This is a genomic window from Limnohabitans sp. TEGF002 (assembly GCF_055395845.1).
Genome location: NZ_AP029224.1, coordinates 371,082 through 393,851, shown reverse-complemented (window position 1 = coordinate 393,851; position 22,770 = coordinate 371,082). Strand labels below are relative to the sequence as shown.

Genomic DNA, 22,770 nt, shown 5'->3' with positions numbered 1-22,770 from the left:
TTCAACCCGACCTGCACACCGTCTGCGAGCCTGCCCAGTTGCTGAGTGCCTGACCGAGGTCCACTCCACGGCGCATGGCGGTCATTTCGGCCACGATGCTCAGCGCGATTTCGGGCGGGGTCAAAGCACCAATGTTGAGCCCCACCGGACCGTGCAACTGGCGCACCTCGGCTTCGCTCACGTCAAAGTCGAGCAAGCGTTTGCGGCGCTGCGCGTTGTTGTGCAGCGAGCCCAATGCGCCCACATAAAACGCAGGGGTACGCAGGGCCTCCATCAGGGCCAAGTCATCGAGCTTGGGGTCGTGCGTCACCGCGACCACAGCGCTGTTGTAGTCCAGGCGCATGGCCAGCACCAGGTCGTCGGGCATCTGGGTCGACAGGGTCACGTCGGCCATGGTGTCCCAGCCTTCGTGGTATTCGGTGCGCGGCTCGCACACGGTGACCTGGTAGTCCAGCGTCACGGCCATGGCAGCCAGATAACGCGAAAGTTGCCCGCCACCGACGATGAGCAAGCGCAAACGCGGGCCGTGCACCGTGGTCAGGCTCTGGCCATCAAATTGCAGCTTGTCGCCTTCGGTCGCCACCACCATGCGCACCATGCCGGTGGCCATGTCCAAACGGCGCTCCACGCGCTGGTGCTGCGCGATCAGCACCAGCAGCTCGCGCAGTTGCGATTGGGGCGACAAAGGCTCGAGCACCACCTGCACCGAGCCGCCGCAAGGCAGGCCAAAGCGGTGCGCTTCTTCGGCGGTCTGCCCGTAGGTGGTGGCCTCGGGCATGCGCAGCGCCAGCTCGCCAGCGGCCACGCGGCGGATCAGATCGTCTTCGATGCAGCCGCCCGATACCGAGCCGGCCACCTGGCCATCACCCCGGATGACCATGAGCGAGCCCGGTGGGCGCGGAGCCGAACCCCAGGTGCGCACCACCGTGCCCATGACCACGCGGTGGCCCCGGCTTTGCCAGTCGAGGGCGGTGCGGATCACGTCGATGTCGATGCTGTTCATGTGTGTCTGTTTTTAGAGGTCCAAATCGTGCGGCCAGCGCAGGCTTTGCCCCGTCAACTGTTCTACGGCCAGGCGGTCTTCTTCATTGTCCACGTCCAAGCGGTAATGGCCATCGGGTGTTTCCCAGCGGTACACGGCTTCGGGGTACGCCTGCTGCCATTGGCGTGCGCCCATGTCCACATCACCCGCCAAAATTTGCGCCATGACCATGCGGGTAAAGACGACCGGGTTGCCCGGCAGGCCTTGCACGCTCGGTTGCAGCAGCTGCGTGCCGAGCGGGCGTTGCGCAAAAGCTTGCAGCAACGCTTGCACTGCCCGCACATCGATCAAGGGCTGGTCGGCCAAGGCCACCACCACCGCATCGAGCCCGGATGGCAAGGCCCGCAAACCGGCACGCAGTGAGCTGACGTGGCCATCATCGGGTTGCGGATTGAGCACCGGCTGTGCTGACCAGCGGGCCAATGCCCCCTCTTGCAGGATACGTTCGGCGTGGTGCCCCAGCACCACCCGAATGGGTGCCACACCCGCCAATGACAAAGCCTGCAATTGCCGCTCCAGCAAGCTCATGCCGCCTTGCTGCAGCAAGCATTTGGGCCGATGGCCCATGCGGCTGCCCGCACCAGCGGCCAGCACCAGGCCGCCAATCTGCGGTTCTGGCCCCGATGTGGGCTGTACAAGCGGTGTCACGTTCAATGGAGCACTCTGGATCAGTTGCGGACCGGCCATTGTGCCGGGTCCCGGACCATGCTGCCGCGTTCGCGTCACCTCAGCGCATACCCACCGTGACCAGCCTTGTCCAAAAGCGCTACAGTGTTTTTCTTTTGTGCCGACCCGAGGAGCCCCCACCATGAACGCCCCCCTGCACCGCGAAATGCCCGAAGGCACGCTCGACAGCGCCCGCGCCCTGAACGACGTCACCCAAGCCTGGGACAGCAGCATCCTGCCCGAGCTGAAAAAATACATCGAAATCCCGGCCAAGTCGCCCTCGTTTGATGCCGACTGGGCTGCGCACGGTCACATCGAGACCGTGTTGCGCAACGCCGCGCAATGGGTGGAAGCGCAAAAGGTCGAGGGCCTGACGCTCGAAATCATTCGCTTGCCCGGGCGCACGCCGGTCATGTTTTTTGAAGTGGCGGCCACCCGCAGCGCGGGCGAAGGCTCGGGCCAGACCGTGCTGATGTATGGCCACCTGGACAAGCAGCCCGAGTTCAATGGCTGGCGCAACGACCTCGGCCCCTGGACCCCTGTTTACGAAGACGGCAAGCTGTATGGTCGCGGCGGGGCCGATGATGGTTATGCGGTCTACGCCAGCATCGCGGCGGTGCAGGCGCTCAAAAGCCAAAAGACACCGCACCCGCGCATCGTCGGCCTGATCGAGACCTGCGAAGAATCGGGCTCTTACGACCTGCTGCCTTATGTGGACGCGCTGCGCACCCGCCTGGGCGATGTGGGTCTGGTGATTTGCCTGGACAGCGGTGCAGGCAATTACGACCAGCTGTGGCTCACCACCAGTTTGCGCGGCATGGCCAGCGGCACGCTCAAGGTGCAGATCCTCACCGAAGGCATCCACTCGGGCGATGCCTCGGGGCTGGTGCCGTCGAGCTTTCGCATCATGCGCCAAGTGCTCGACCGCCTCGAAGACAGCGCCACAGGCCGCCTGCTGCCCGCGAGCTTTCACTGCGAAGTGCCCGCCGAACGGCTGGCGCAAGCGCAGGCCACAGCGGCCATTCTCGGCGACGAGGTGTACAAACGCTTCCCTTGGGCCCATTACGACTGCGGCGGCTCGACCAGCTTTGCGCTGCCCACCACCACCGACCCAACGCAAGCCCTGCTCAACCGCACCTGGACACCGACCCTGAGCGTGACCGGTGCCGATGGCTTCCCGGCGCTCAAAGACGCAGGCAATGTGCTCAGGCCCTACACCGCCTTCAAGCTGAGCCTGCGCCTGCCGCCGCTGATCGACGCAGCGCAGGCCGTGGCCGAAATGAAAGCACTGCTCGAAGACAACGCGCCTTACCAGGCCAAAGTCACCTTTGAAAGCGGCGGCGGTGCCACAGGCTGGAACGCACCCGACACCTTGCCTTGGTTTGAACAGGCGCTGAACAGCTCCAGCCAAGCGCACTTTGGTGCGGGCGTGGGCTACATCGGCCAGGGCGGCACCATCCCGCTCATGAACATGCTGAGCGCGGGCTTCCCCAAGGCGCAGATGATGGTCTGCGGCGTGCTCGGCCCCAAGAGCAACGCCCACGGCCCGAACGAGTTTTTGCATGTGCCTTACGCCAAAAAGCTCACGGCAGCGGTGGCCGAAGTCATGGCGCGGATGCCTTGATGACCAGCATCACGCACCTCTCCATTTCACGCCCCAGTCTTTCGGCACTGCCAGGCGAAGCAGGCCAGCTGGCGGTTTATGACTGGACCATGCCTGCGGACAAGCCCTTGGGCACCGTGCTGTTGGTGCATGGATTGGGCGAGCACGCCGGACGCTATGGCGAGGTGGCGGCGCATTTGCACCAGTGGGGTTTTGCGGTGCGGGCTTACGACCAGCAGGGCCACGGCCAGTCAGAAGGCGCTCGCGGTGACCTGCTGCGGCCGGGCAGTTTGCAGGCCGATTTGTGCCGAGTGATCGACGACACGCGGCAGCGCCCGGCTTTGGCCAGTGCCCCGCTCATCTTGCTGGGCCACAGCATGGGTGGGCTGGTGGTGGCACGCACACTGGCCGAACAACTGCGGCCGGTGGATGCCGCAGTGTTGTCGTCGCCGGCGCTGGGGGCGTTTCCCAATCTGTTGCAGAAAATGCTGCTGGCCACCTTGCCCCGCGTGGTGCCGCACCTGCGTGTGGACAACGGCCTGAAAGCCGAGTTCGTGTCGCGAGACCCGGACGTGGTGAAGGCCTACAAGGCCGATGCCCTGGTACACCGGCGCATCTCAGCGGGCCTGGCCGCATGGATTTTGGAAAACAGCGAGAAAACCCTTCATGCTGCGGCGAAGTGGGAAGTACCGACTTTGCTGCTGTATGCAGGGCAAGACAAACTGGTCAATGCGCAGGCAAGCGCTGACTTTGCCTACGCAGCGCCGCAGACCGTGGTGCAGGCCCAGTGCTTTGAGGGCATGTACCACGAGATCTTCAACGACCTGTATCGCGCCCAGGTGTTCAACGCGCTCAAACGCTGGTTGCTTGCACGCTTTTCTGCTTGAGCGCCATCCACACCAAGGCCACACCGGTCAGCGCCACGGGCAGCAATGAGCCGATGTTCAGCCAGGTCCAGCCCTGCGTGGTGACCAAGGCACCCGAGGCAAACGAAGTGATGGCCATGGTGGCAAACACAAAGAAGTTGATGGCGGCCTGACCCCGGTCTTTTTCGGCGGGGGTCCAGGCTTTCATGGCCAGGGTGGTGCTGCCCGTGAACAAGAAGTTCCAGCCTAAGCCCAACAAGAACAGAGCGATCAGGAACTGGTGCAGTTCGACCCCGGTGAGGGCGATGGCGATGCAGGCGAAGTTGATCACCACACCCACGGCCATGATCTGCAAGGTGCCAAATTTCTTGATCAGGTGGCCCGTGAAGAAGCCGGGCGCGAACATGCCGATCACATGCCACTCCAGCACCAGTGCCGCATCGTCAAAACTGAAACCGCACACCTGCATGGCGAGCGGTGTGGCGGCCATGAGCAGGTTCATCACGCCATAACTCAGGGCTGCAGCAGCTGCTGACACGATGAAAACCGGCTGACGCATGATCTCGCCCAAAGGGCGGCCCGTGCTGTCACCGGGCTTTTTGGCAGGCATGACCGGAAATCGAATGAAGCTCATGCACACCATGGCCAGCACCGCCACAACACCCAGGGCCATGTAAGCCCCAAGAAACGGCGTTTCATGCAGGGTGCGGGTGCGCGAAGCCAGATTGGGGCCGACGATGGCGCCGATCAAGCCACCGGCCAGCACCAAAGACACGGCTTTTTCGCGGAAACTGTCTGCGGCCAGTTCGGCTGCGGCAAAACGGTAGAGCTGCCCGTTGGCGCTGTAGTAACCCGCGATCACCGTGGCCGCCACCAGCAACCAGAAGTTGTGGCTCCATGCGGAATAAGCGGCCAACAAGGCCGAAAACAAAGCCACACCCAGGCCCAACTGAAAAGACACCTTGCGCCCCCAGCGTGACTGGCTCTTGGCCACCAGGCCGGTTGACACGGCACCGCCTACCACGTACCCCATGACAGGCAAAGTCGCCATCCAGCCCAGCGGCGCAATGCTCAGGCCTACCAAACCGTTGATGGCAATGAAGGTGACGTTGTTGGTCAGGAACAGGCCCTGGCAGAGGGTGAGGAGAATCAGGTTGGCGTTCATGCGGTCAGTGTATCGCTTGTCGCTTATGAAGCGGGTCGCCTTGGCCCATCAAGCGCCGACAACGCAAAGAATGTTGGGCGGGTCAAGCGCAAACAGCCAACACGGCCAAGGGCGCCGTCTCGGCGCGCAGCACGCGCGGCCCCAAGGTGATTGGCGCAAAACCCGCAGACAGCGCGGTCGCCTCTTCCGAAGGACTCAAGCCGCCTTCGGGGCCGCTGAGCACGGTCACAGCTGCGGAGCCTGTCATTTGTGCCAAGGGTCGCGTACCTTCTGACAGAGACAACACCCAGCGCTCGCCCGCTGCGGCTTGTTTGAGCCACTCGTTCAGCGTCACAGCAGGGTGAACCATGGGCACGCGGTTGCGCCCGCATTGCTCGGCAGCCGCCACGGCCACACCTTGCCAGTGCGCCAGTTTCTTCTCGGCCCGCTCGCCCTTGAGCTTGAGCACGCTGCGCTCGGCCACCAAGGGTGTGATGCTGGCCACGCCCAGCTCGGTGGCTTTTTCGACCAGCCAATCCATGCGGTCGTTGGCGGTGATGCCCGCCAGCAAGTGAACGACACGCGCCGCTTCACGCTCCAGCGGGCGGTGCGCGCCGACCTCGACATCCACATCGCTGCGACCCATGCGGGTCACGGTGGCGTCGAACTCGCCCCCTTCGCCGTTGAAGAGGGTGATGACATCGCCCGGCTGCAGGCGCAGCACCTGCACATGGCGCGCAGCGCCAGCGGGCAGGCTGAGCGTCAGGCCGGTTTGCAGGGGGGCAGGGCAGTAAAAACGGGGCATGAAAGATTTACATCCGTCCGTAGGCAAAACCGACCTGGGGGGTCGTGCCTTCGATCTCGTCGATCACCTTGAGCAGCGGGCCGAGTTCACGGTAGCGGTCGCAGGCTTTGCGGATGTAGTGGATGAAGCGCGGTGCATCGACCAGGTATTTGGGTTTGCCATCGCGCAAGGTCAGGCGGGCAAAAATGCCGGCCACTTTGAGGTGGCGCTGCAGGCCCATCCACTCGACGGCGCGGTAGAACGCGCCGAAGTCGCTGTGCCAATCTTCAAAGTCCATCAGCCCGGCCTTGCGGGCTTTTTCCCAATAGCGGATGGTGATGTCGAGCACAAAGTCTTCGTCCCAGGTCAAGAAGGCATCGCGCATGAGGCTGGCCACGTCGTAAGTGACGGGGCCGTAAACCGCATCCTGGAAATCCAGCACGCCGAGTTGCTGGCTCAGCGGACCTGTTCCATGGGGCATCATCAGGTTGCGCGGCATGAAATCGCGGTGCACATACACGCTGGGTGCGGCCAGGTTGCGCTGCACGATCAAGGCAAAAGCCTTGTCCACGGTCTCTTGGTCTTTGCTTGCAAGCTGCACTTTTTTGTGCTGGCCCAAGTACCAATCAGGGAACAGGCTCAGCTCGCGGTTCAGCAAAGCCGCATCGTAGGGTGGCAACACGCCAGGGCGTGAGGCCAGTTGCCATTGCACCAGCGTGTCGACCGCCTGAATGTACAACCCATGGTTGGCCTGCGGGCGCTCAGCGTCGATGGCCGACATCATGGTGGCATCGCCCAAGTCGCTGAGCAACATGAAGCCATGGGCTTCGTGCCAGTCCAGCACCACGGGGGCGTTCAGGCCCGCGTCTTTCATCAAGGCGGCAATGCGGACAAAGGGCTCCGAATTTTCTTTGTCGGGCGGGGCATCCATGACGATGCGGCTGTCGCCTTGCACAGTGTCCACCCGCAAATAGCGGCGAAAGCTGGCGTCGGCCGATGCGATGCGCAAGGTCTCGGGCAAGAGTCCCTGCGTTGCAGCGATGCCCGCGATCCAGTCGTTGAACAAACCCTGCCGTACAGGGTCTGCCCAGCTGACTTCTGAAACAGGTGCAAGCGAGGGGATTGGGGATAAAGAGGGGTGGCTCATGGATAATCGCATTCTACAAAGCCTGCTGGCACCCTTTCAGGGCAAGGACAGGCTGCTTCTTTTATTATTTTCCCAATTTGTGGCCATCCATTCCGCTTCACCCTCTCTGCTGTTGACCGCCGCCGCCATCTCTGCCCCACGCGCTGTGGCCGTTGCTGCAGCCTTGTTGACGCTGGGTGCCAGCTGGGCCCAAGCCCAACCCGCAAGCTTGCCCTTGCGCAGCAGCCCTTTGCTCGAAGAAAAAGTCTCCGAGCGTCAGCAGTCCGAAGGTGCGGTCTTTGTAAAAGGCGCACAAATCACGGCGCGCCCCGACATGGACTTGGTGGTGCAAGGCCAGGCCAGCATTCGGCGGCCCGGGTTGGCGGTGAGCGCAGACCGGGTGGACTACGACCAGACCCAGGATGTGGTGGACGCCTCAGGCAAAGTGCGTGTCAGCCGTGAAACCAGTGTGTTCGTGGGGCCACACCTGAATCTGAAAGTCGACAGCTTTCAGGGCACTTTTGACAAACCGGATTTTGAGCTGTACAGCAGCGGCGGCTACGGCCAAGCGGCGGTGGTGGAGTTTGTGGACAACAAACGCACCGTCCTTCGCCAAGCCAACTACACCACATGCCGACGCACACCCGGTCCGGAGTGGCTGCCTGAATGGCTGCTGAAAGCCACCCAACTGACGATCGACGAAGAAGAATCCTCCATTGACGCGAAAGGCGTGCAGTTCCGCTTTCAGGATGTGCCGATTTTTGCAGCCCCCTCCGTCAGCCTGCCTTTGTCCAACGAACGCAAATCAGGCCTGCTGCCCCCTTTGCTCAGCGTCGACACGGTCAATGGCGTTGAGGTGGCACTGCCCTATTACTTTGACATTGCCCCCAACCGCGATGCCACAGTCACCACCCATGTGATGAGCCAACGCGGCATCGCTGCAGACACCGAGTTTCGTTATCTGGAACGGGACTACAGCGGTCAAGTGCGTCTGAACCTGATGCCGGCCGACAAATTGCGGGACTCGAATCGCTGGGGTCTTTCAAGCCAACACAATGGCGGCATTGAAACCGGCTTGGACAGTGTGGGTCGCATTGGACTGGGCTTGACCTTGAACCGGGTCAGCGACAACAACTACTGGCGCGACTTCCCTCGCTCAGGCCTGGTACTGACCCAACGTGTTCTGCCCTCAACAGGGGTCTTGTCCTGGGGGCGTGGCGACTTCAGCATGACCGCCCAAGTGCAGCGCTGGCAAAACCTGCAAGAAGCAGCCCCACCCTACGACCGGGCACCACAAATCACCATGCGCTATGGCCAATGGAATGCCGAAGGCCTCGATTGGTCGGTGGTGGGTGACACCACACGCTTTGAGGCCGACTATTCACGCGTGGCCAGTTTGGTCAGTGCCGGGATCTTGCCGCGCAACGGTGAGCGCAGCTTCATACAAGCGCAGGTGAGCCGCCCATGGATTCGCCCTTGGGGATTCGTCACACCCAAGGTACAGCTGCACGCCACGCGCTACCAGATGGACCGCGCCCTCGACAACGGTGCCACGGCCGTGAACCGGGTCTTGCCCACTTTCAGTGTCGACTCTGGCCTGGTGTTTGAACGCGAAACCCGCTGGTTTGGCCGCGATGTTTTGCAGACCCTGGAGCCCCGCGCTTTTTACGCCCGAACGCCCTACAAAAACCAGGACATGCTGCCGGTTTATGACAGCGGAGCCACCGACTTCAACCTGTCCACCATCTTCAGTGAAAACGCCTATGTGGGACAGGACCGTCTGGTGGACAACGATGCGCTGACTCTGGGCCTGAACAGCCGGTTTTTTGATGCAGGCACGGGCGCTGAAATGCTTCGGGTGGGTGTGGCACAACGCATCCGGTTTTCCGATCAACAGGTCAACTTGTCATCCAATCAGGCCGACAGAGCCGCTGGACTGAGCGATATTTTGTTTGGCGCGGGCATCCGCTGGGATGATCGGTGGTCATTCGACGGCACCATCCAGGCCAAGAACCAGACACACGAGATCAGCAGAACCACCCTGCAAGGGCGTTACAGTCACAGCCCTTACCGCGTCATCAACATGGCTTACCGGGCCAACAACCAAGTCACGCCCAAAACCGAATTTGTGGACATCGGCTGGCAATGGCCTGTGAGCGATCTGCTCGGCAGGACCGACCGGCAAGCAGAAACGGCATGGACGCGGACCTCCGGCCAAGGTCTGGGGCCCGACCGCTGGTACACGGTGGGCCGCCTGAATTACAGCCTGAAGGAACGCAGTCTGGTGGACACCTTGGTTGGCCTCGAATACGATGCGGGCTGCTGGCTGGGCAGGGTCGCCTTTCAGCGGCTGCAGACCAACGTCTCCAGTGTCAGCGCCAGCAGCGCCACCAGCCGCATCCTGTTTCAACTTGAATTCGTTGGTTTTGCACGCGTGGGCGTCAGCCCATTGAAGAGCCTCAGTGACAACATTCCCCGCTACCAATACCTGCGCGACAGCGCGGTCCAACCCAGTCGGTTCCAGCACTATGAATAAACTGTTCTCTCCCGCTCGTTCAGCTTGGCTGGCCTCCATCCTGGGTGCGGTCAGCCTGCTCGGCACACCCGGTGCTTGGGCACAAACCCCCAATGTGGCACCGGTCAAAGCCTCCACCGTCGCCATCCGTCAGGCGGATTTCATTGTGGCGGTCGTCAACTCCGAACCGATCACCAACCGCGATGTTCAGGTGCTGCGCCAGCGACTGGCCAACGAAGCCACCGCACGCGGCGGCAGCAAGCCCGATACCAACGAACTCACACGGCTGGCCGTAGAACAACTGATCAATGAAAAAGCGCAGTTGCAGCAGGCACGCGATGCAGGCATCAAAATCGAAGATGAGGCAATCGACCAAGCTGAAGTCAATGTGGCGGCCAGCAACCAGTTGACGCGTGATGAAATGCACAAGCGTCTGGCACAAGACGGCATTGCGCTGAGCACGTTTCGCGAGCAGTTGCGGACACAGCTGACGCTCAGCCGTTTGCGTGAGCGCGAGATTGAAGGCCGCGTCCGTGTCACGGATATGGAAGTCGAGCAATTCCTGCGCGAGCAGCTGAAGGCCCAAGCGGCGCAACTGCCTGCTGAGCTGAATCTGGGCATGATCCTGATTGCCGTGCCGGAAAACAGCAGCGAATCGGAAACCAAGGCCCTGAGCGAGCGCGCCGCAGACATCGCACGCCGTGCGCGTGGCGGTGAAAGCTTCTCCGATTTGGCCAAATCCTTTTCGCAAGCCACTGACCGGGGTGCCAATGGCGGCGACATGGGCCTGCGCCCCATGGACCGCTACCCCGATTTGTTTGTCAACGCCACACGCAGCTTGAATGTGGGTGACGTCTCTGCCCCGGTGCGATCTGCCGCAGGCTTTCACGTGCTCAAAGTCATTGAGCGTCGCCAGGCCAACACCTTGCTGGTCACGCAAACGCGGGCCCGTCACATCTTGCTGCGTCCTTCTGCGCAAATGTCACAAGCTCAGGCGGTGGCCAAGCTGACGGAAGTGCGCCAAGCCGTGGTTTCTGGCAAAGCTGACTTCGCAACCGTGGCGCGCCAGATGTCACAAGACGGCAGCGCGCAACAAGGCGGCGACTTGGGCTGGGCCAACCCGGGCATGTTTGTGCCCGAATTCGAACAAGTCATGAACCGCCTGCGCCCAGGCCAGGTGGCGGAACCGCTGGTGTCGCGCTTTGGTGTGCACCTGATCGAAGTCACCGACCGCCGCAACGCGCCCATGAGCGATCAAGAACAACGCACCATGGCCCGCAGCGCCCTGCGTGAAAAGAAACTCGACGAAGCTTATGCCACCTGGGTCCAAGACATTCGCGGCCGGGCTTATGTCGAGATGCGCGAGCCACCCCAATGAAACACATTGCACGCAAACGGTTTGGTCAGCACTTTTTGACCGACGGCGGCATCATCGATGCCATCGTGGACGCCATCAACCCCGAGGCAGGCCAGCCCATGGTTGAAATCGGTCCGGGCCTGGCCGCGTTGACGCAGCCCCTGGTCGAGCGCTTGGGGCATTTGACGGTGATCGAGCTGGACCGAGATCTGGCGGTGCGTTTACGCGAACACCCGCACCTGTCGGTGGTGGAGTCGGATGTCTTGAAAGTCGACTTCAGGGCGCTGGCCACGCAGATGCTGACAGGCAGCACCACAGGTGCTTCCAAAATCCGCGTGGTCGGTAATCTGCCCTACAACATCTCGACGCCCATCCTCTTCCATTTGCTGGCGCAAGTGGACGTGATCGAAGACCAGCACTTCATGCTGCAAAAAGAAGTGATCGACCGCATGGTGGCCAAGCCCGCCACCTCGGACTACAGCCGCTTGTCGGTCATGCTGCAATGGCGTTACGACATGGCCAACGTGCTGTTTGTGCCCCCCGAGAGCTTTGACCCGCCCCCCCGCGTGGACAGCGCCGTGGTGCGCATGGTGCCTTTGGCACAGCCACCCGAGGTGAACGTCAAAACGCTGGAAACGCTGGTGCAAGTCGCCTTCAGCCAGCGCCGCAAAATTTTGCGCAACACCTTGGGCAAATGGCTCGAAGAAAAAGGCTTTGCAGGCAACTTTGACCTGCAACGCCGTGCGGAAGAAGTGCCGGTGGCCGAGTTTGTGGCTTTGGCCCAAGCGGTTTGACCCGCGATTCAGACGCCTGCTGGTGGGCAGTGCGTGCCTGGGTCAATGCACAGCCACAGCGGACAGCGGTCTTGGCTTTATTCCGTGACGTAAAGCATGGAAATTTTGGCTGATTCACGGCGCCACAGCGAGAAACACTCCTGCAACGCAACCCTTGCCATTTCAGGTTCCCGGTCACGTAGCGCCTGAATCACCGAGCGGTGCGTGTGCACGCTGCGATCGAAACTGCCTTTGACAACCGAAATCATCCGCACCCGATTGGTCATGACCGTGCGGATCACGCTCGTGAGCCCATCGATGATGAGAGAGATGACCGGGTTGTGCGCCGCTTTGGCCAACTCGACATGAAAATCCAGCTGACATTGGGCAAAGCCGTCAATGCTGTTGGCTTCGGCCATGCGTGCGACCACAGCATCCAGTGCGTCAAATTCCTCACGACTGGCGTCGATGGAGGCGGTCACGGCCATTTCCATGCCGATCATCTCCAACGCTTTTTGAATTTGCTCCAGCGACAAAAATCCCAGCTTGAGACTGACTTCAAAATAAAACTGCAGAACCTGTGCGTTGGGCAGCGACAAAAAAGTGCCACTGCCTTGTCGGCGCGTCACGAACCCCAGCGTTTCCAGCACCGTGAGCCGTTCACGCACGGTCGGACGCTGCACGTCCAACACCTCTGACAATTCCCGCTCTGTCGGCAATCGCACGCGGCCGCTTTCATCCGGCCGCACGCGCATGGCGATTTCAATGATGCGGATCAGCAGATCGTCGGTGTCCTCGCTCATAACGCCCCACCATCAACTCGAAGGCTTTTGACCGAGCTGGTGCATGGATGACGCAAGAACAGGGTAGAGGCGGGTGAATATTTCAAAATGACGTTGGTAAATATCTTGCTTGTCTGCAAAAGAGGGTTTGACCCACTGCGAAGATATCTTCACCGAAGGCAATGCCGTATCTTCCAGGCCCGAGAAATGGCCACCGGCAATGCCCCCCAGCATGGCGGCACCCAATGCACCGGCATCCTGAAATTCTGTGGTGCCATATTCTAGGCAAAGAATATCGGCCTTGATTTGTGCCCAGAAACGGCTGTGAGAACCGCCCCCTACGCCGACCATGCGCGTGGGCTTCAAGCCCCACTTGCGCTCAGCCAACTCCATGATTTGTCGCAGGCCGAATGCCGTGCCTTCAAAAACCGCACGAATCATGTCACCACGCGTATGGCCCAAGCGCAAACCGATCCATGCGGCACTGGCTTCAGAGTCCCAGATGGGGCTGCGTTCACCTGCCAGGTAAGGCAAAAAAATCAGCCCATTGGCACCCGGCAAGGATTCTTGTGCCAACCGTTCCAGCTCGGCCAGGGACTTCACTTCTGGCCAAATCTTGCTCTGCAACCACCCGAAAGAGCCTCCGAGTGTGGACATGGCACCGTGGGCAAGCCATCGCTTGGGATACACGTGGTGGCGATTGAGAAACCCCGGTTCAAAATCCGGTTGATCCATGCAAAAGGTGATCACGCCCGACGTTCCCACAGACTCGAAGGCTTGTCCGTTGTCACGCAACTGCATGGCAAATGCAGCCGATGCCGTATCGGCCACACCCAGTGCGACAGCTACACCGGAAGGAATACCCGTCAAGGCGGCAATGTCGGAAGTGACCTGGCCCAAGTGCTGCGCACCGTGAACGATGGGGGGCAAATAAGCTGCCGGAGTCTTCCACAAAGCCATCAGCTCAGGGTGCCACTGCGGATCGGCCTGTTGAACGTCCATGAGCCCCGAATAGGAAGCCTGGGTGGGATCAATCGCCAGCTCGCCCGTCATGCGCATGGCAATGTAACTGTTGAGCATGCACACACTGCGCACGCTCTTCCAGACTTCGGGTTCGTTTTTCTGCACCCACATCAAATTGGCTGCCCAGCATGTGGAGGTGCTGGCCCGGTTGCCACTCAGGCGCTGAAAAGCGACGGTGTCTTCGCCCACCACGGATCGGACAATGCTGTCTGCACGGCCATCCAGATAGACCATGGCATGGCGCACAGGCTTGCGCTCGCTGTCCAGCAAAATGGTCGTGGGGCATGTGGTCGACAAGCCCAGGGAACTCACCGGTCCTGTGTGTGCGGTGACTTCCTGCAAGGCTTCCAGTAGCAATTCCCAGTAACGCTCCAAATCAATTTCGACCCACAAGGGGTATGGCGTGATGACCGGGACAAAGCGTTGCACTTTTTTGAGCAAAGCACCTTGCTTGTCAAAAGCGCACACCTTGATGGCGCTTGTCCCGGCATCAATGCCCAGAAAGACTTCAGTCATTGTGGATGGCTACTTTGATGGCTTTGCCACTGGCTGCCGCTTCAAATGCGGCCAGAGAGTCATTCACACCGTATCGGTGTGTGATCAGAGAGGTGGCATCGATTTGGCCAGTAGACAACATGTTCAGCGCCAATTCATACCCGCTGCGGCTCAACGCGCTGGCACCCGTGACGGTGATTTCGTTGTAATGGATCAGATTCACATCGATGCTCGACATATCACCTTGAGAAAATCCTGCGAACAGGTTGACACGCCCGCCTTTGCGAACCAGGCTCAAGGCTTCATTCGCCAAGGCCGGTACGCCAATCGCCAGGATCACCACATCGGCACCCAGACCTTCTGTTCTTTGTTTGACGAGATCGAGCAGATTTTCCCGCGTCGGATCACAGGCGACATTGACGCCACGCTCCAATGCGGCCTGACGGCGTCCGGCATGGGGTTCGCTGATGATGACTTGTCGTGCACCTGCCGCCTTGGCCAAGGCAGCATGCATCAAGCCAATCGGACCGGCACCGAGAATGACGACCGAATCACCCAAGCCCACTTGGGCGTTTTTCTGGCCATTGATGCAACAAGCCAGTGGTTCACTCAATGCAGCGGCTTCAAAGCTCATGCCTTCTGGCATCTTGAACACATTGCCTGCCTGCAAGGCAATCGCCGGAATCCGGATGTACTGTGCAAAAGCGCCATCAAATTCATAACCCATCGCCTGGCGGTTCTGACACACGTTTTCCAAGCCAGCTTTGCAATACGCGCAAGCACGGCAAGGCACCACAGGGTCCATGCAGACACGGTCACCGGTGCTGAAGCCCGTCACACCAGCGCCCGTTTCGACCACTACACCCGAGAATTCGTGGCCAATGACCGAGGGAAAGCGAATGCCCTTGGTCTTTTTACCTGACAGGATTCGCAAGTCGGTACCGCAAACCGTGGCGGCACGGATCGACAAAATCAGCTCGCCGGGGCCGGCTTGCGGCGTCGCCATGTCGGCGACCTCCAGCACATTGGGGGCTTTCAGTATGGCGGCTTTCATTGGACACCTGCTGCAACATCGTCTTCGTACACTTTGAGCGAAGCCTCCACGCTGGCATTGTGGTGAATCAACGCATTGAGGGCCTTGATCACACTGCTGGTGTGCGGGTGCTGCCAGACAAACCGGCCATAAGTGACGCCACCCAGACCCACGTCCAGGGCCTCGCGGGTCATGCGCAAGTAGTCTTCCAATGTTTCACCCATTTCGCCCCCTGCCAGCGCCACCATGGAAGGGCAACCTTCGACAACGCTGCGAAAGCTTTCGGCAGAACCCGTCCAAAGGGTCTTGATGATGTCCACACCCAACTCTGCGCCAACACGTGCGGCATAAAGCACCGCTTTGGCATCATGTGGATCTTTGATCATGGTGCCTTTGGGATAAATGTGCGCCACCAAAGGCATGCCCATCGATTGCGCCTCTTTGGACATGCGCCCGAGAAAGCCCAGTTGTTGCGCCTGCTCAGGGCCACCCACGATACAGCCCACCGACACCGCATCTGCGCCCAAACGAACGGCCTCCTCCACATCGGCAACCGGTGCATCGTAGTGGGGATGGTATTGGGTGGAATAGGCGCTGACCTTCAAAATCATGGCGGCTTGTCCTGCATATGGCGCAAACACTTTTTCGGCAATGCCTTTGTGCATGGTGATGGCATCCGGCATGCCGCGAACCACCTTCTTCATCGTCCCGTGAATATCCTCCAAGCCAGGCAAAACACCACGAGTGATGGGATGGTCAATGGTGATGGCCAGCATGCGCCCGGATGGACCCAACAGACGGCGCATGCGAACTTGTTTACCTACAGACATGAGAACTCCAATTCAATTGATGATCGTTAAAAACAGGCACTCAGTACATTCCGAACAACTTCAGAGGACCAATTACCAACACAGGAAACAAAACCAGGGCGACGATCGAAACGATCAACACTGACACAGGCCCTGTCGAACTTTTGATGACTTCTTCCAAGCTCATGTTGGTGACTTTGGCCACCGCAAACAAGCAAACACCCACCGGAGGTGTCACCAGCCCCAACGTGAGGGTGATGACGATGATCACGAGCAAATGGATAGGGTCGACACCGAGCATCACCGCTGGAGGCACCAAGATGGGAATGAGGATGAACATGGCGGCTATCGCGTCCATGAACATGCCGACCACCACGAGGAAAAGAAAAATCAACACCATGATCAAGGTCGGATCTTTGGTGATGGTGCCCAGCCATGTACCCAGCATGACGGGCAAGCCGTCAAATGCGAATACCCAAGCGGCCAGCTTGCCAGTCGCAGCGATGAACAAGATGCCGCCACTGGAACGACCCGTTTCCTTGAGCATTTCTCGCATGTCGGCCCAAGTGATGTTCTTGTACACAATGGCGGCGATGAAAAAGGTGTACACCACAGCAATGGCAGCCGCTTCAGTGGGTGTGAAAAATCCATCCAGAATGCCCGCCATCAAAATCACCGGCGTCAGCATCGGCAAAATGGCTCTGGCTGCCGCCTTGGTGAAGTGACGCACATCAAACGGAGTGGGTTTGCACACACCACGGCGAACGCTGTAAATGTGGTTGTAGACCATCAAAAATGCGGCAATGAAAAGCCCCGGCACAAGACCGGCAATGAGCAGCAAGCCAATCGACTGGTTGGCAATAGAGCCCGCAATCACCATCAAGATGGAGGGTGGAATGATGGACGAGAGCGTGGAAGTGGCCAGCGTCATGCCCACGGCATAGCCCTTGTCATAACCGTGTTTGACCATCGCATTGATTTCGATCGCACCCAGCGATGCAATGTCAGCAACCGACGAACCGGAAATACCACCAAACACCACCGATGAGGTCACGTTGACGTGCCCCATGCCGCCAGGCAACCAACCCACGATCGCATGAGCGAAGTCGAAAATCCGATCGGCTACGCCACCTTTGTCCATCAGCTGTCCCACCAGCAGAAACAAGGGCACAGCCACCAGCAAAAAGGAGTTCATGGCTGAAAACATGCTTTCAGACAACACATGAACCGGCGTGCTGGTAAAAATGGCAATGCTCGCAACGCTGGACAGCCCGAGCGCAATCGCCAAAGGACAACCCAATGCACACAAGAGTAAAAACAGGCCGAGCAATGTCAGACTCATCATTTGGCTTCACCTCTGACTTGTGCGTGGCTGTCTGCGACAGCGATGCTGGATCGGTGTGCCCTCAGCGATTGCCATAAACTGAAAATCGACAACACAGCGGAAATCGGAACGATTACACCGACAACCCAGCTGGGCCAACCCAGAGTCGCAATTTGTTCATTCATGACCACTTGCTGACGGACCATGTACCAACCCGTCCAAGCAGTCAGCAAGAAAAAGCTCAGACTGCAACCCACATAAATGGGCAAAGCCATGCGGCGTATAAAGCCTGGAAAATACCGAAGCAAAACGGTGACGCGCGCAGCATCTGCATGGCGGATGCTGGCGGCAATGCCGGAAAACACCATCCAGATGAAGCAGGCGCGTGTCAGCTCTTCTGTCCATGAAAACGGCGCATCCAAAAGTCGACCCGCTACCTGCACCAGAACCACCACGACAATGGCAGCAGCTGCGACACCACAAACGTCGTCGGTCATCAAGGTCAGCAGACGAGATCCCGCACTCGGACGGTCATTTGCAGATTCAGGGGGCAGCGTGTGACTCATGGTGCATCACTCACTTTTTGCCAACAAAGGTCAGGGTTTTGTCAAAGAAGGCTTGGTCTTTCACCAGTTGCGAAAACCGTGGAAAGAGGCCTTTTGCAACCATCACAAATGCCTTTTGTTGCTCGGCTGTCAGGCTGTTTACCGCCACACCTTTGGACACCAGAAAGTCAATCGATTGTTTGGCATCTGCGGCATCGTTGGCGGCTTTCCAGGCTTCGGCCTCGATGGAAGCGGCTTGCAACGCTTGTTTGTCCTTTTCAGCCAATCCATTGAACTTGCCAGGATTGATGGCCAACACCCAGCCGTCGGCCATGTGGTTGGACATCGTGGCGTACTTCTGCACTTCATACAGCTTGGCCGTCACGGGGATGTTGATCGGATTTTCCTGACCGTCCACCACCTTCAATTGAAGGGCGTTGTAGACCTCGCCAAAAGCCATGGGCGTAGGAGCCGCGCCCATCTTGCTGAAGAACTCCACCCACAGCGGGTTGTTGGGCACACGGAATTTCATGCCCGCCAGATCCTGCGGTGACTGGATCGGTTTGCGCGAATTGGTCATTTGACGGAATGGGCGTTGCCACATGCCCAAACCTTTCAAGCCGATGCCGTTGAGGTCGCCCAGCAATTCCTGACCCAAAGGGCCCGCCAGATAACTGCGCAATTGCGCGTTGTCATCGAACAAATACGGGATCGAAATGGCGGTGAATTTGGGGTTGAAGTTGGCGTACAGCGACGAGGACAACAACAACATGTCCAGCGACCCTCCGGCAAGTTGCCGCACGGCAGCAGACGGGTCACCGCCGTAGAGCTGACCGTTGGGGAATACTTTGATTTCGACCTCACCACCAGTTTTGGCAGCCACCAGCTCGGCATATTTTTTGGCTGCCAGTGTGATTTCCGAGTTATCCGGGTCGGGGGTGGACAGCGTGAATGTGGTTTTGGCCGATACCCAGGTACCTGTCAGGGCGAGCAAGCCAGTGAGGATCAGAGTTTTGAATTTCCGCATCGTGAGTCTCCTAATGGTTATACCAATTTGGGTTGGTAGCCGAGCATAAGAAAATAAATTGGTATAATCAATAATGGAAAACCCTTGAAAAACAAAAATAAGCACGCAATGCCATCCAGGTGCGCAAGCCCGATGCAGCTCGATGGGCTCGGCGCAGCTGAAAATGGGCAAAAAAAAGCCCGTCTCTGGGACGGGCTTTTGGGATGGGTCCTCAAAGGACCTGTGTCAAGCTCAGGCGGCTGCGAGCCAATAACCTGCGTTAAATGGGCTGCTCATGCGCAGCGCCAAAGGCGACACGTCCACCAATTTGTCGGTGGGCATTTTTTCGCCTTCTTCGATCGATTCGGCCACTGCGGCGTCCTCGGTTTGTGCCTCAATCGCCCGTCCTGCTTGGCTGTTTTGCGCAGAACGGGCTACAGAAAAGAATAGAAGCATCGGAAGGGTATCTTCCTGTCTCCCCAGTAATCAGCGGTGTCACGGAAGATGTCCAGCAATTGCTCGCGGGCTTCCTTGTCAAATTTGACGTGCGCTGGAATTTGCTCCAGCACAACGATGAAGCCAGGCTGTGGGCCCGACTTGTGCAAAGGGTCCGTCATGCAGTCGTACAGGGCATCAAAGTTCTTGCCAAAGTGCGAAGGCAGCGTGAATTGCGCACCAATCAGGTCCAACACGTCTTGTTTGCTCTGGGCTTCGGCCAAGTTGGCGTACAAAAAGTGGTGACCCAAGCCTTGGGCGGCTTCTTGCAAGTCGCTCACGCGGTAAGCGCGAATCGATTGCACGATGTTGGACCGCACGCCCTTCAGGGGCGCCTCTTGGTCGTGACGAATCGGCGTGTCCATCTCCGTGGTCTTTCTCTAAAGTCTAAAAATCAAGGCTTGTCGACGATCATGCGAAAACTCGCGTAATGGTCTTGTGTGTAATAACAGGTCTGTGGATTTCGGGGAACCTGGCCACCGCAAACGATGCGCCGCGCTCCGCGATGCTTCACCCCGGGTGTTCTGACGGTGTATTCACGGTAAAACCCCCGCACTTCGCGCGGCAGAATCCGCTCGCGGTTGCCAAAAACCGTCCCGTCCTTTTCATGCGGAAAAGGCCCCCCCTTGCGGATAAGTTGGTACGTTTCTTGGCCTTCTCGCGGCAAATCTGTCACCGACATGGTCGATGAAGTTTGAGCTTCGGTGGCTGGACGGGCCTGCACCAAAAAAGTGCAAATTGATAACACCAACCCCAAAAGCACCGGCATCCAGCGCTGCGGGGCGGCGATTTGTCGCGCCACTTTCATGAAAACACCTTTCAGAAGTCCCCGGGTTAACCCGAACACTCGAAGGCGCTAGTGTGAGGCAAACGCCATAAAAAAGCAAGCGATTGCCCAATAAACAGGCAAAGCCCGTCTGGGCATTCCAACATCAAGTTAGCGCTTGCTGTCGTTTTATGGCTTAACGCGCGGCGTTGGCATCGGCCACAGTCAGGGCTGTCATGTTCACAATCCGGCGCACGGTGGTGCTGGATGTCAGGATGTGAACTGGCTTGGCAGCACCCAACAGAACGGGGCCAACGGCAATGTTGCCGCCCGCTGCGGTCTTGAGCAGGTTGTAGGCAATGTTGGCGGCATCAATGTTTGGCAAAACCAACAAATTCGCATCACCGATCAAACTGCTGTTGGGCATGATGGCCTGTCGTGCTGCCGCGTCCAATGCAACGTCACCGTGCATTTCGCCATCCACTTCGAGCCAAGGCGCATTTTTACGCAACAACTCCAACACGTCGCGCATCTTGACGGCGCTGGGTTGGTTGGACGAGCCGAAGTTCGAGTGTGACAACAACGCCGCCTTGGGCTGGATGCCGAAACGGCGCATTTCTTCGGCTGCCATGATGGTGAACTCGGCCAATTGCTCGGCTGTCGGGTCGTAATTCACGTGGGTGTCCACCATGAACACCTGGCGGCCCGGCAGCATCAAACCGTTCATGCAGGCGTAGGTGTTGACGCCTGCGCGCTTGCCGATGACCTGGTCGATGTAGTTCAGGTGCATGGGGTTGGTGCCCCAGGTGCCACAGATCATGCCGTCCACGTCGCCTTTGTGCAGCAACATGGCGCCAATCAGCGACAAACGGCGACGCATTTCGATTTTGGCGATCTGCTGCGTGATGCCCTTGCGCTCGGTCAGGCGGTGATAGGTCTGCCAGAAATCGCGGTAGCGGTGGTCCAGCTCGACGTTGACCACATCGTAGTCCAGCTCTTCTTTCAGACGCAGGCCGAATTTTTCGATGCGCTCGGCGATCACGGCAGGACGACCGATCAAGGTGGGACGGGCAATGCCTTCATCGACCACGATCTGGGCGGCGCGCAGCACGCGCTCTTCTTCGCCTTCGCTGTAGGCAATGCGCTTTTTCAGGGCGCGCTTGGCAGCCGTGAAGATGGGCTTCATCATGGTGCCCGAGGCGTAGACAAAGCCTTGCAATTTTTCGCGGTAAGCGTCCAGGTCTTTGATGGGGCGAGAAGCCACACCACTGTCGGCGGCCGCTTGCGCGACCGCAGGTGCGATCTTCATCATCAAGCGCGGATCAAACGGCTTGGGAATCAAATACTCCGGGCCAAAAGCCAGAGGCTCACCCACATAGGCCGCTGCAACCACTTCACTTTGTTCGGCTTGCGCCAACTCTGAAATGGCATGCACAGCCGCAATTTCCATCTCCAGCGTGATGGTGGTCGCACCGCAGTCCAGCGCACCCCGGAAGATGTAGGGGAAGCACAGGACGTTGTTGACCTGGTTGGGGTAGTCGGTGCGGCCTGTGGCCATGATGGCGTCGTCGCGCACGGCCTTGACGTCTTCGGGATTGATTTCAGGGTTGGGATTGGCCAACGCAAAAATCAAGGGCTTGGCCGCCATGGACTTGACCATGTCCTGCTTGAGCACGCCCCCCGCAGACAAGCCCAAGAACACATCGGCACCAGCAATCACTTCGCGCAGCGTGCGGTGCTCGGTTTTTTGCACGAACTGGATCTTGTCTTCGTCCATCAACTCGGTACGACCTTCGTAGACCACACCCGCCAAATCGGTCACCCAGATGTTTTCGCGCGGGATGCCCAGCTTGACCAGCAGCCCCAAGCAAGCCAAGGCAGCAGCGCCTGCGCCAGAGGTGACCAGCTTGATCTTTTTGGGGTCTTTGCCCACGATCTTCAAACCGTTGAGGATCGCCGCGCCCACCACAATGGCCGTGCCGTGCTGGTCATCGTGAAAGACTGGAATCTTCATGCGCTCGCGCAGCTTGCGCTCAATGTAGAAGCAGTCCGGTGCCTTGATGTCTTCAAGGTTGATGCCGCCAAACGTCGGCTCCAACGAAGCGATGATCTCGACCAACTTGTCGGGGTCTTTTTCGTTGATCTCGATGTCGAACACGTCGATGCCCGAGAACTTCTTGAACAGCACGCCCTTGCCTTCCATGACCGGCTTGCTGGCCAGTGGGCCGATGTCGCCCAAACCCAGCACGGCAGTGCCGTTGGTCACCACGCCCACCAGGTTGCCCCGGCTGGTGTACTTGAACGCATTGGCCGGGTCTTTGACGATTTCTTCGCAAGGCGCAGCCACGCCAGGGGAATAAGCCAAGGCCAAGTCGTGCTGGTTGACCAGCTGTTTGGTGGCAGCAATGGCCACTTTGCCGGGGGTGGGGAACTCGTGGTATTCGAGAGCGGCTTTGCGCAACTGGGCGCGTTTTTCTTCGGCTTGGACCTTGTTGGTCATTTTTTGCTCCGTTGTAGGGATGTGCTGTCAGGCGTGCCAGGGTTCAGCAGCCAATCTGGATGACAAATGATTTGTCAACATCCAGGGCGACAGTCAGACAGTATTTTCATTGTAGA

21 protein-coding genes are annotated in these 22,770 nt (G+C 59.1%); 5 read left to right on the top strand and 16 right to left on the bottom strand.

Annotation, left to right across the window (positions count from 1 at the left end; translation table 11 throughout):
- Window position 1 precedes the first annotated feature (1 nt).
- Window positions 2-1,003, bottom strand: a complete 1,002-nt coding sequence (locus ACZ5SR_RS01955) for an XdhC family protein (protein ID WP_464449912.1) — start codon at window positions 1,001-1,003, stop codon at window positions 2-4.
- A 12-nt stretch (window positions 1,004-1,015) separates the two neighbouring features.
- Window positions 1,016-1,690: a nucleotidyltransferase family protein gene (locus ACZ5SR_RS01950; RefSeq protein ID WP_464449911.1), complete on the bottom strand. Its 675-nt coding sequence runs from the start codon at window positions 1,688-1,690 to the stop codon at window positions 1,016-1,018.
- A 160-nt stretch (window positions 1,691-1,850) separates the two neighbouring features.
- On the opposite strand from ACZ5SR_RS01950, the gene ACZ5SR_RS01945 reads away from it, so the two are divergent.
- Both ACZ5SR_RS01945 and ACZ5SR_RS01940 read left to right on the top strand, forming a co-directional pair.
- Window positions 1,851-3,332, top strand: a complete 1,482-nt coding sequence (locus ACZ5SR_RS01945; RefSeq protein WP_464449910.1) for a M20 family metallopeptidase — start codon at window positions 1,851-1,853, stop codon at window positions 3,330-3,332.
- A complete protein-coding gene (locus tag ACZ5SR_RS01940; RefSeq protein WP_464449909.1) occupies window positions 3,332-4,198 on the top strand; it encodes an alpha/beta hydrolase in 867 nt (288 codons plus the stop codon). Before ACZ5SR_RS01945 ends, ACZ5SR_RS01940 begins: the two co-directional genes overlap by 1 nt.
- Here the strand turns inward: ACZ5SR_RS01940 and ACZ5SR_RS01935 are convergent.
- From ACZ5SR_RS01935 to ACZ5SR_RS01925, 3 genes are all read right to left on the bottom strand, one after another.
- Window positions 4,164-5,342, bottom strand: coding sequence for an MFS transporter (locus tag ACZ5SR_RS01935; protein ID WP_464449908.1), 1,179 nt, complete (start codon window positions 5,340-5,342; stop codon window positions 4,164-4,166). The two genes, ACZ5SR_RS01940 and ACZ5SR_RS01935, sit on opposite strands and share 35 nt — an antisense overlap.
- Before the next feature lie 82 nt (window positions 5,343-5,424).
- A complete protein-coding gene (locus ACZ5SR_RS01930; RefSeq protein ID WP_464449907.1) occupies window positions 5,425-6,126 on the bottom strand; it encodes a 16S rRNA (uracil(1498)-N(3))-methyltransferase in 702 nt (233 codons plus the stop codon).
- Between the two features lie 7 nt (window positions 6,127-6,133).
- Window positions 6,134-7,252 carry an aminoglycoside phosphotransferase family protein gene (locus ACZ5SR_RS01925; protein WP_464449906.1) on the bottom strand — a complete coding sequence of 373 codons (1,119 nt, stop codon included), beginning with the start codon at window positions 7,250-7,252 and terminating at the stop codon, window positions 6,134-6,136.
- A gap of 79 nt (window positions 7,253-7,331) precedes the next feature.
- On the opposite strand from ACZ5SR_RS01925, the gene ACZ5SR_RS01920 reads away from it, so the two are divergent.
- Genes ACZ5SR_RS01920 through rsmA form a run of 3 tightly spaced genes read left to right on the top strand, consistent with a single transcriptional unit; the run spans window position 7,332 to window position 11,897 of the window.
- Complete coding sequence (locus ACZ5SR_RS01920) at window positions 7,332-9,767, top strand: LPS-assembly protein LptD (RefSeq protein WP_464449905.1); 2,436 nt, start codon at window positions 7,332-7,334, stop codon at window positions 9,765-9,767.
- Window positions 9,760-11,124, top strand: a complete 1,365-nt coding sequence (locus ACZ5SR_RS01915; protein WP_464449904.1) for a peptidylprolyl isomerase — start codon at window positions 9,760-9,762, stop codon at window positions 11,122-11,124. Before ACZ5SR_RS01920 ends, ACZ5SR_RS01915 begins: the two co-directional genes overlap by 8 nt.
- The gene (rsmA, locus tag ACZ5SR_RS01910) at window positions 11,121-11,897 is read left to right on the top strand and encodes a 16S rRNA (adenine(1518)-N(6)/adenine(1519)-N(6))-dimethyltransferase RsmA (protein WP_108312339.1); all 777 of its coding nucleotides are present in this window, start codon (window positions 11,121-11,123) and stop codon (window positions 11,895-11,897) included. The genes ACZ5SR_RS01915 and rsmA overlap by 4 nt, the downstream gene beginning before the upstream one ends.
- A gap of 77 nt (window positions 11,898-11,974) precedes the next feature.
- Here the strand turns inward: rsmA and ACZ5SR_RS01905 are convergent, their stop codons facing one another.
- The 11 genes from ACZ5SR_RS01905 to ACZ5SR_RS01855 form a co-directional block, all read right to left on the bottom strand.
- Window positions 11,975-12,679 carry a FadR/GntR family transcriptional regulator gene (locus ACZ5SR_RS01905; protein WP_464449903.1) on the bottom strand — a complete coding sequence of 235 codons (705 nt, stop codon included), beginning with the start codon at window positions 12,677-12,679 and terminating at the stop codon, window positions 11,975-11,977.
- A 12-nt stretch (window positions 12,680-12,691) separates the two neighbouring features.
- Window positions 12,692-14,197 (bottom strand): xylulokinase, encoded by a 1,506-nt coding sequence (locus ACZ5SR_RS01900; RefSeq protein WP_464449902.1) that lies wholly within the window; start codon window positions 14,195-14,197, stop codon window positions 12,692-12,694.
- A complete protein-coding gene (locus ACZ5SR_RS01895) occupies window positions 14,190-15,230 on the bottom strand; it encodes a zinc-dependent dehydrogenase (protein ID WP_464449901.1) in 1,041 nt (346 codons plus the stop codon). The genes ACZ5SR_RS01900 and ACZ5SR_RS01895 overlap by 8 nt, the downstream gene beginning before the upstream one ends.
- A complete protein-coding gene (locus ACZ5SR_RS01890) occupies window positions 15,227-16,039 on the bottom strand; it encodes a class I fructose-bisphosphate aldolase (RefSeq protein WP_464449900.1) in 813 nt (270 codons plus the stop codon). The genes ACZ5SR_RS01895 and ACZ5SR_RS01890 overlap by 4 nt, the downstream gene beginning before the upstream one ends.
- Window positions 16,040-16,079: 40 nt before the next feature.
- Window positions 16,080-17,360, bottom strand: a complete 1,281-nt coding sequence (locus tag ACZ5SR_RS01885) for a TRAP transporter large permease (RefSeq protein ID WP_464449899.1) — start codon at window positions 17,358-17,360, stop codon at window positions 16,080-16,082.
- Entirely contained in the window at window positions 17,360-17,839 is a 480-nt protein-coding gene (locus ACZ5SR_RS01880; RefSeq protein ID WP_464449898.1) for a TRAP transporter small permease, read from the bottom strand. The genes ACZ5SR_RS01885 and ACZ5SR_RS01880 overlap by 1 nt, the downstream gene beginning before the upstream one ends.
- Window positions 17,840-17,918: 79 nt before the next feature.
- Window positions 17,919-18,914 (bottom strand): DctP family TRAP transporter solute-binding subunit, encoded by a 996-nt coding sequence (locus ACZ5SR_RS01875; RefSeq protein WP_464449897.1) that lies wholly within the window; start codon window positions 18,912-18,914, stop codon window positions 17,919-17,921.
- A gap of 231 nt (window positions 18,915-19,145) precedes the next feature.
- Window positions 19,146-19,349 carry a hypothetical protein gene (locus tag ACZ5SR_RS01870; protein WP_464449896.1) on the bottom strand — a complete coding sequence of 68 codons (204 nt, stop codon included), beginning with the start codon at window positions 19,347-19,349 and terminating at the stop codon, window positions 19,146-19,148.
- Complete coding sequence (locus ACZ5SR_RS01865) at window positions 19,328-19,753, bottom strand: barstar family protein (RefSeq protein ID WP_019429907.1); 426 nt, start codon at window positions 19,751-19,753, stop codon at window positions 19,328-19,330. The genes ACZ5SR_RS01870 and ACZ5SR_RS01865 overlap by 22 nt, the downstream gene beginning before the upstream one ends.
- Window positions 19,754-19,782: 29 nt before the next feature.
- Complete coding sequence (locus tag ACZ5SR_RS01860) at window positions 19,783-20,196, bottom strand: guanyl-specific ribonuclease (RefSeq protein ID WP_464449895.1); 414 nt, start codon at window positions 20,194-20,196, stop codon at window positions 19,783-19,785.
- Between the two features lie 154 nt (window positions 20,197-20,350).
- Window positions 20,351-22,654, bottom strand: coding sequence for an NADP-dependent malic enzyme (locus tag ACZ5SR_RS01855; protein ID WP_108312337.1), 2,304 nt, complete (start codon window positions 22,652-22,654; stop codon window positions 20,351-20,353).
- Window positions 22,655-22,770: the final 116 nt, after the last annotated feature.

Excerpts from the sequence above, each read along its gene's own strand:
- ACZ5SR_RS01955 (WP_464449912.1), bottom strand. The coding sequence starts at position 1,003 with ATGAACAGCATCGACATCGACGTGATCCGCACCGCCCTCGACTGGCAA.
- ACZ5SR_RS01945 (WP_464449910.1), top strand. The coding sequence starts at position 1,851 with ATGAACGCCCCCCTGCACCGCGAAATGCCCGAAGGCACGCTCGACAGC.
- ACZ5SR_RS01940 (WP_464449909.1), top strand. The coding sequence starts at position 3,332 with ATGACCAGCATCACGCACCTCTCCATTTCACGCCCCAGTCTTTCGGCA.
- ACZ5SR_RS01935 (WP_464449908.1), bottom strand. The coding sequence starts at position 5,342 with ATGAACGCCAACCTGATTCTCCTCACCCTCTGCCAGGGCCTGTTCCTG.
- ACZ5SR_RS01930 (WP_464449907.1), bottom strand. The coding sequence starts at position 6,126 with ATGCCCCGTTTTTACTGCCCTGCCCCCCTGCAAACCGGCCTGACGCTC.
- ACZ5SR_RS01925 (WP_464449906.1), bottom strand. The coding sequence starts at position 7,252 with ATGAGCCACCCCTCTTTATCCCCAATCCCCTCGCTTGCACCTGTTTCA.
- ACZ5SR_RS01915 (WP_464449904.1), top strand. The coding sequence starts at position 9,760 with ATGAATAAACTGTTCTCTCCCGCTCGTTCAGCTTGGCTGGCCTCCATC.
- rsmA (WP_108312339.1), top strand. The coding sequence starts at position 11,121 with ATGAAACACATTGCACGCAAACGGTTTGGTCAGCACTTTTTGACCGAC.
- ACZ5SR_RS01905 (WP_464449903.1), bottom strand. The coding sequence starts at position 12,679 with ATGAGCGAGGACACCGACGATCTGCTGATCCGCATCATTGAAATCGCC.
- ACZ5SR_RS01900 (WP_464449902.1), bottom strand. The coding sequence starts at position 14,197 with ATGACTGAAGTCTTTCTGGGCATTGATGCCGGGACAAGCGCCATCAAG.
- ACZ5SR_RS01895 (WP_464449901.1), bottom strand. The coding sequence starts at position 15,230 with ATGAAAGCCGCCATACTGAAAGCCCCCAATGTGCTGGAGGTCGCCGAC.
- ACZ5SR_RS01890 (WP_464449900.1), bottom strand. The coding sequence starts at position 16,039 with ATGTCTGTAGGTAAACAAGTTCGCATGCGCCGTCTGTTGGGTCCATCC.
- ACZ5SR_RS01885 (WP_464449899.1), bottom strand. The coding sequence starts at position 17,360 with ATGAGTCTGACATTGCTCGGCCTGTTTTTACTCTTGTGTGCATTGGGT.
- ACZ5SR_RS01880 (WP_464449898.1), bottom strand. The coding sequence starts at position 17,839 with ATGACCGACGACGTTTGTGGTGTCGCAGCTGCTGCCATTGTCGTGGTG.
- ACZ5SR_RS01875 (WP_464449897.1), bottom strand. The coding sequence starts at position 18,914 with ATGCGGAAATTCAAAACTCTGATCCTCACTGGCTTGCTCGCCCTGACA.
- ACZ5SR_RS01870 (WP_464449896.1), bottom strand. The coding sequence starts at position 19,349 with ATGCTTCTATTCTTTTCTGTAGCCCGTTCTGCGCAAAACAGCCAAGCA.
- ACZ5SR_RS01865 (WP_019429907.1), bottom strand. The coding sequence starts at position 19,753 with ATGGACACGCCGATTCGTCACGACCAAGAGGCGCCCCTGAAGGGCGTG.
- ACZ5SR_RS01860 (WP_464449895.1), bottom strand. The coding sequence starts at position 20,196 with ATGAAAGTGGCGCGACAAATCGCCGCCCCGCAGCGCTGGATGCCGGTG.
- ACZ5SR_RS01855 (WP_108312337.1), bottom strand. The coding sequence starts at position 22,654 with ATGACCAACAAGGTCCAAGCCGAAGAAAAACGCGCCCAGTTGCGCAAA.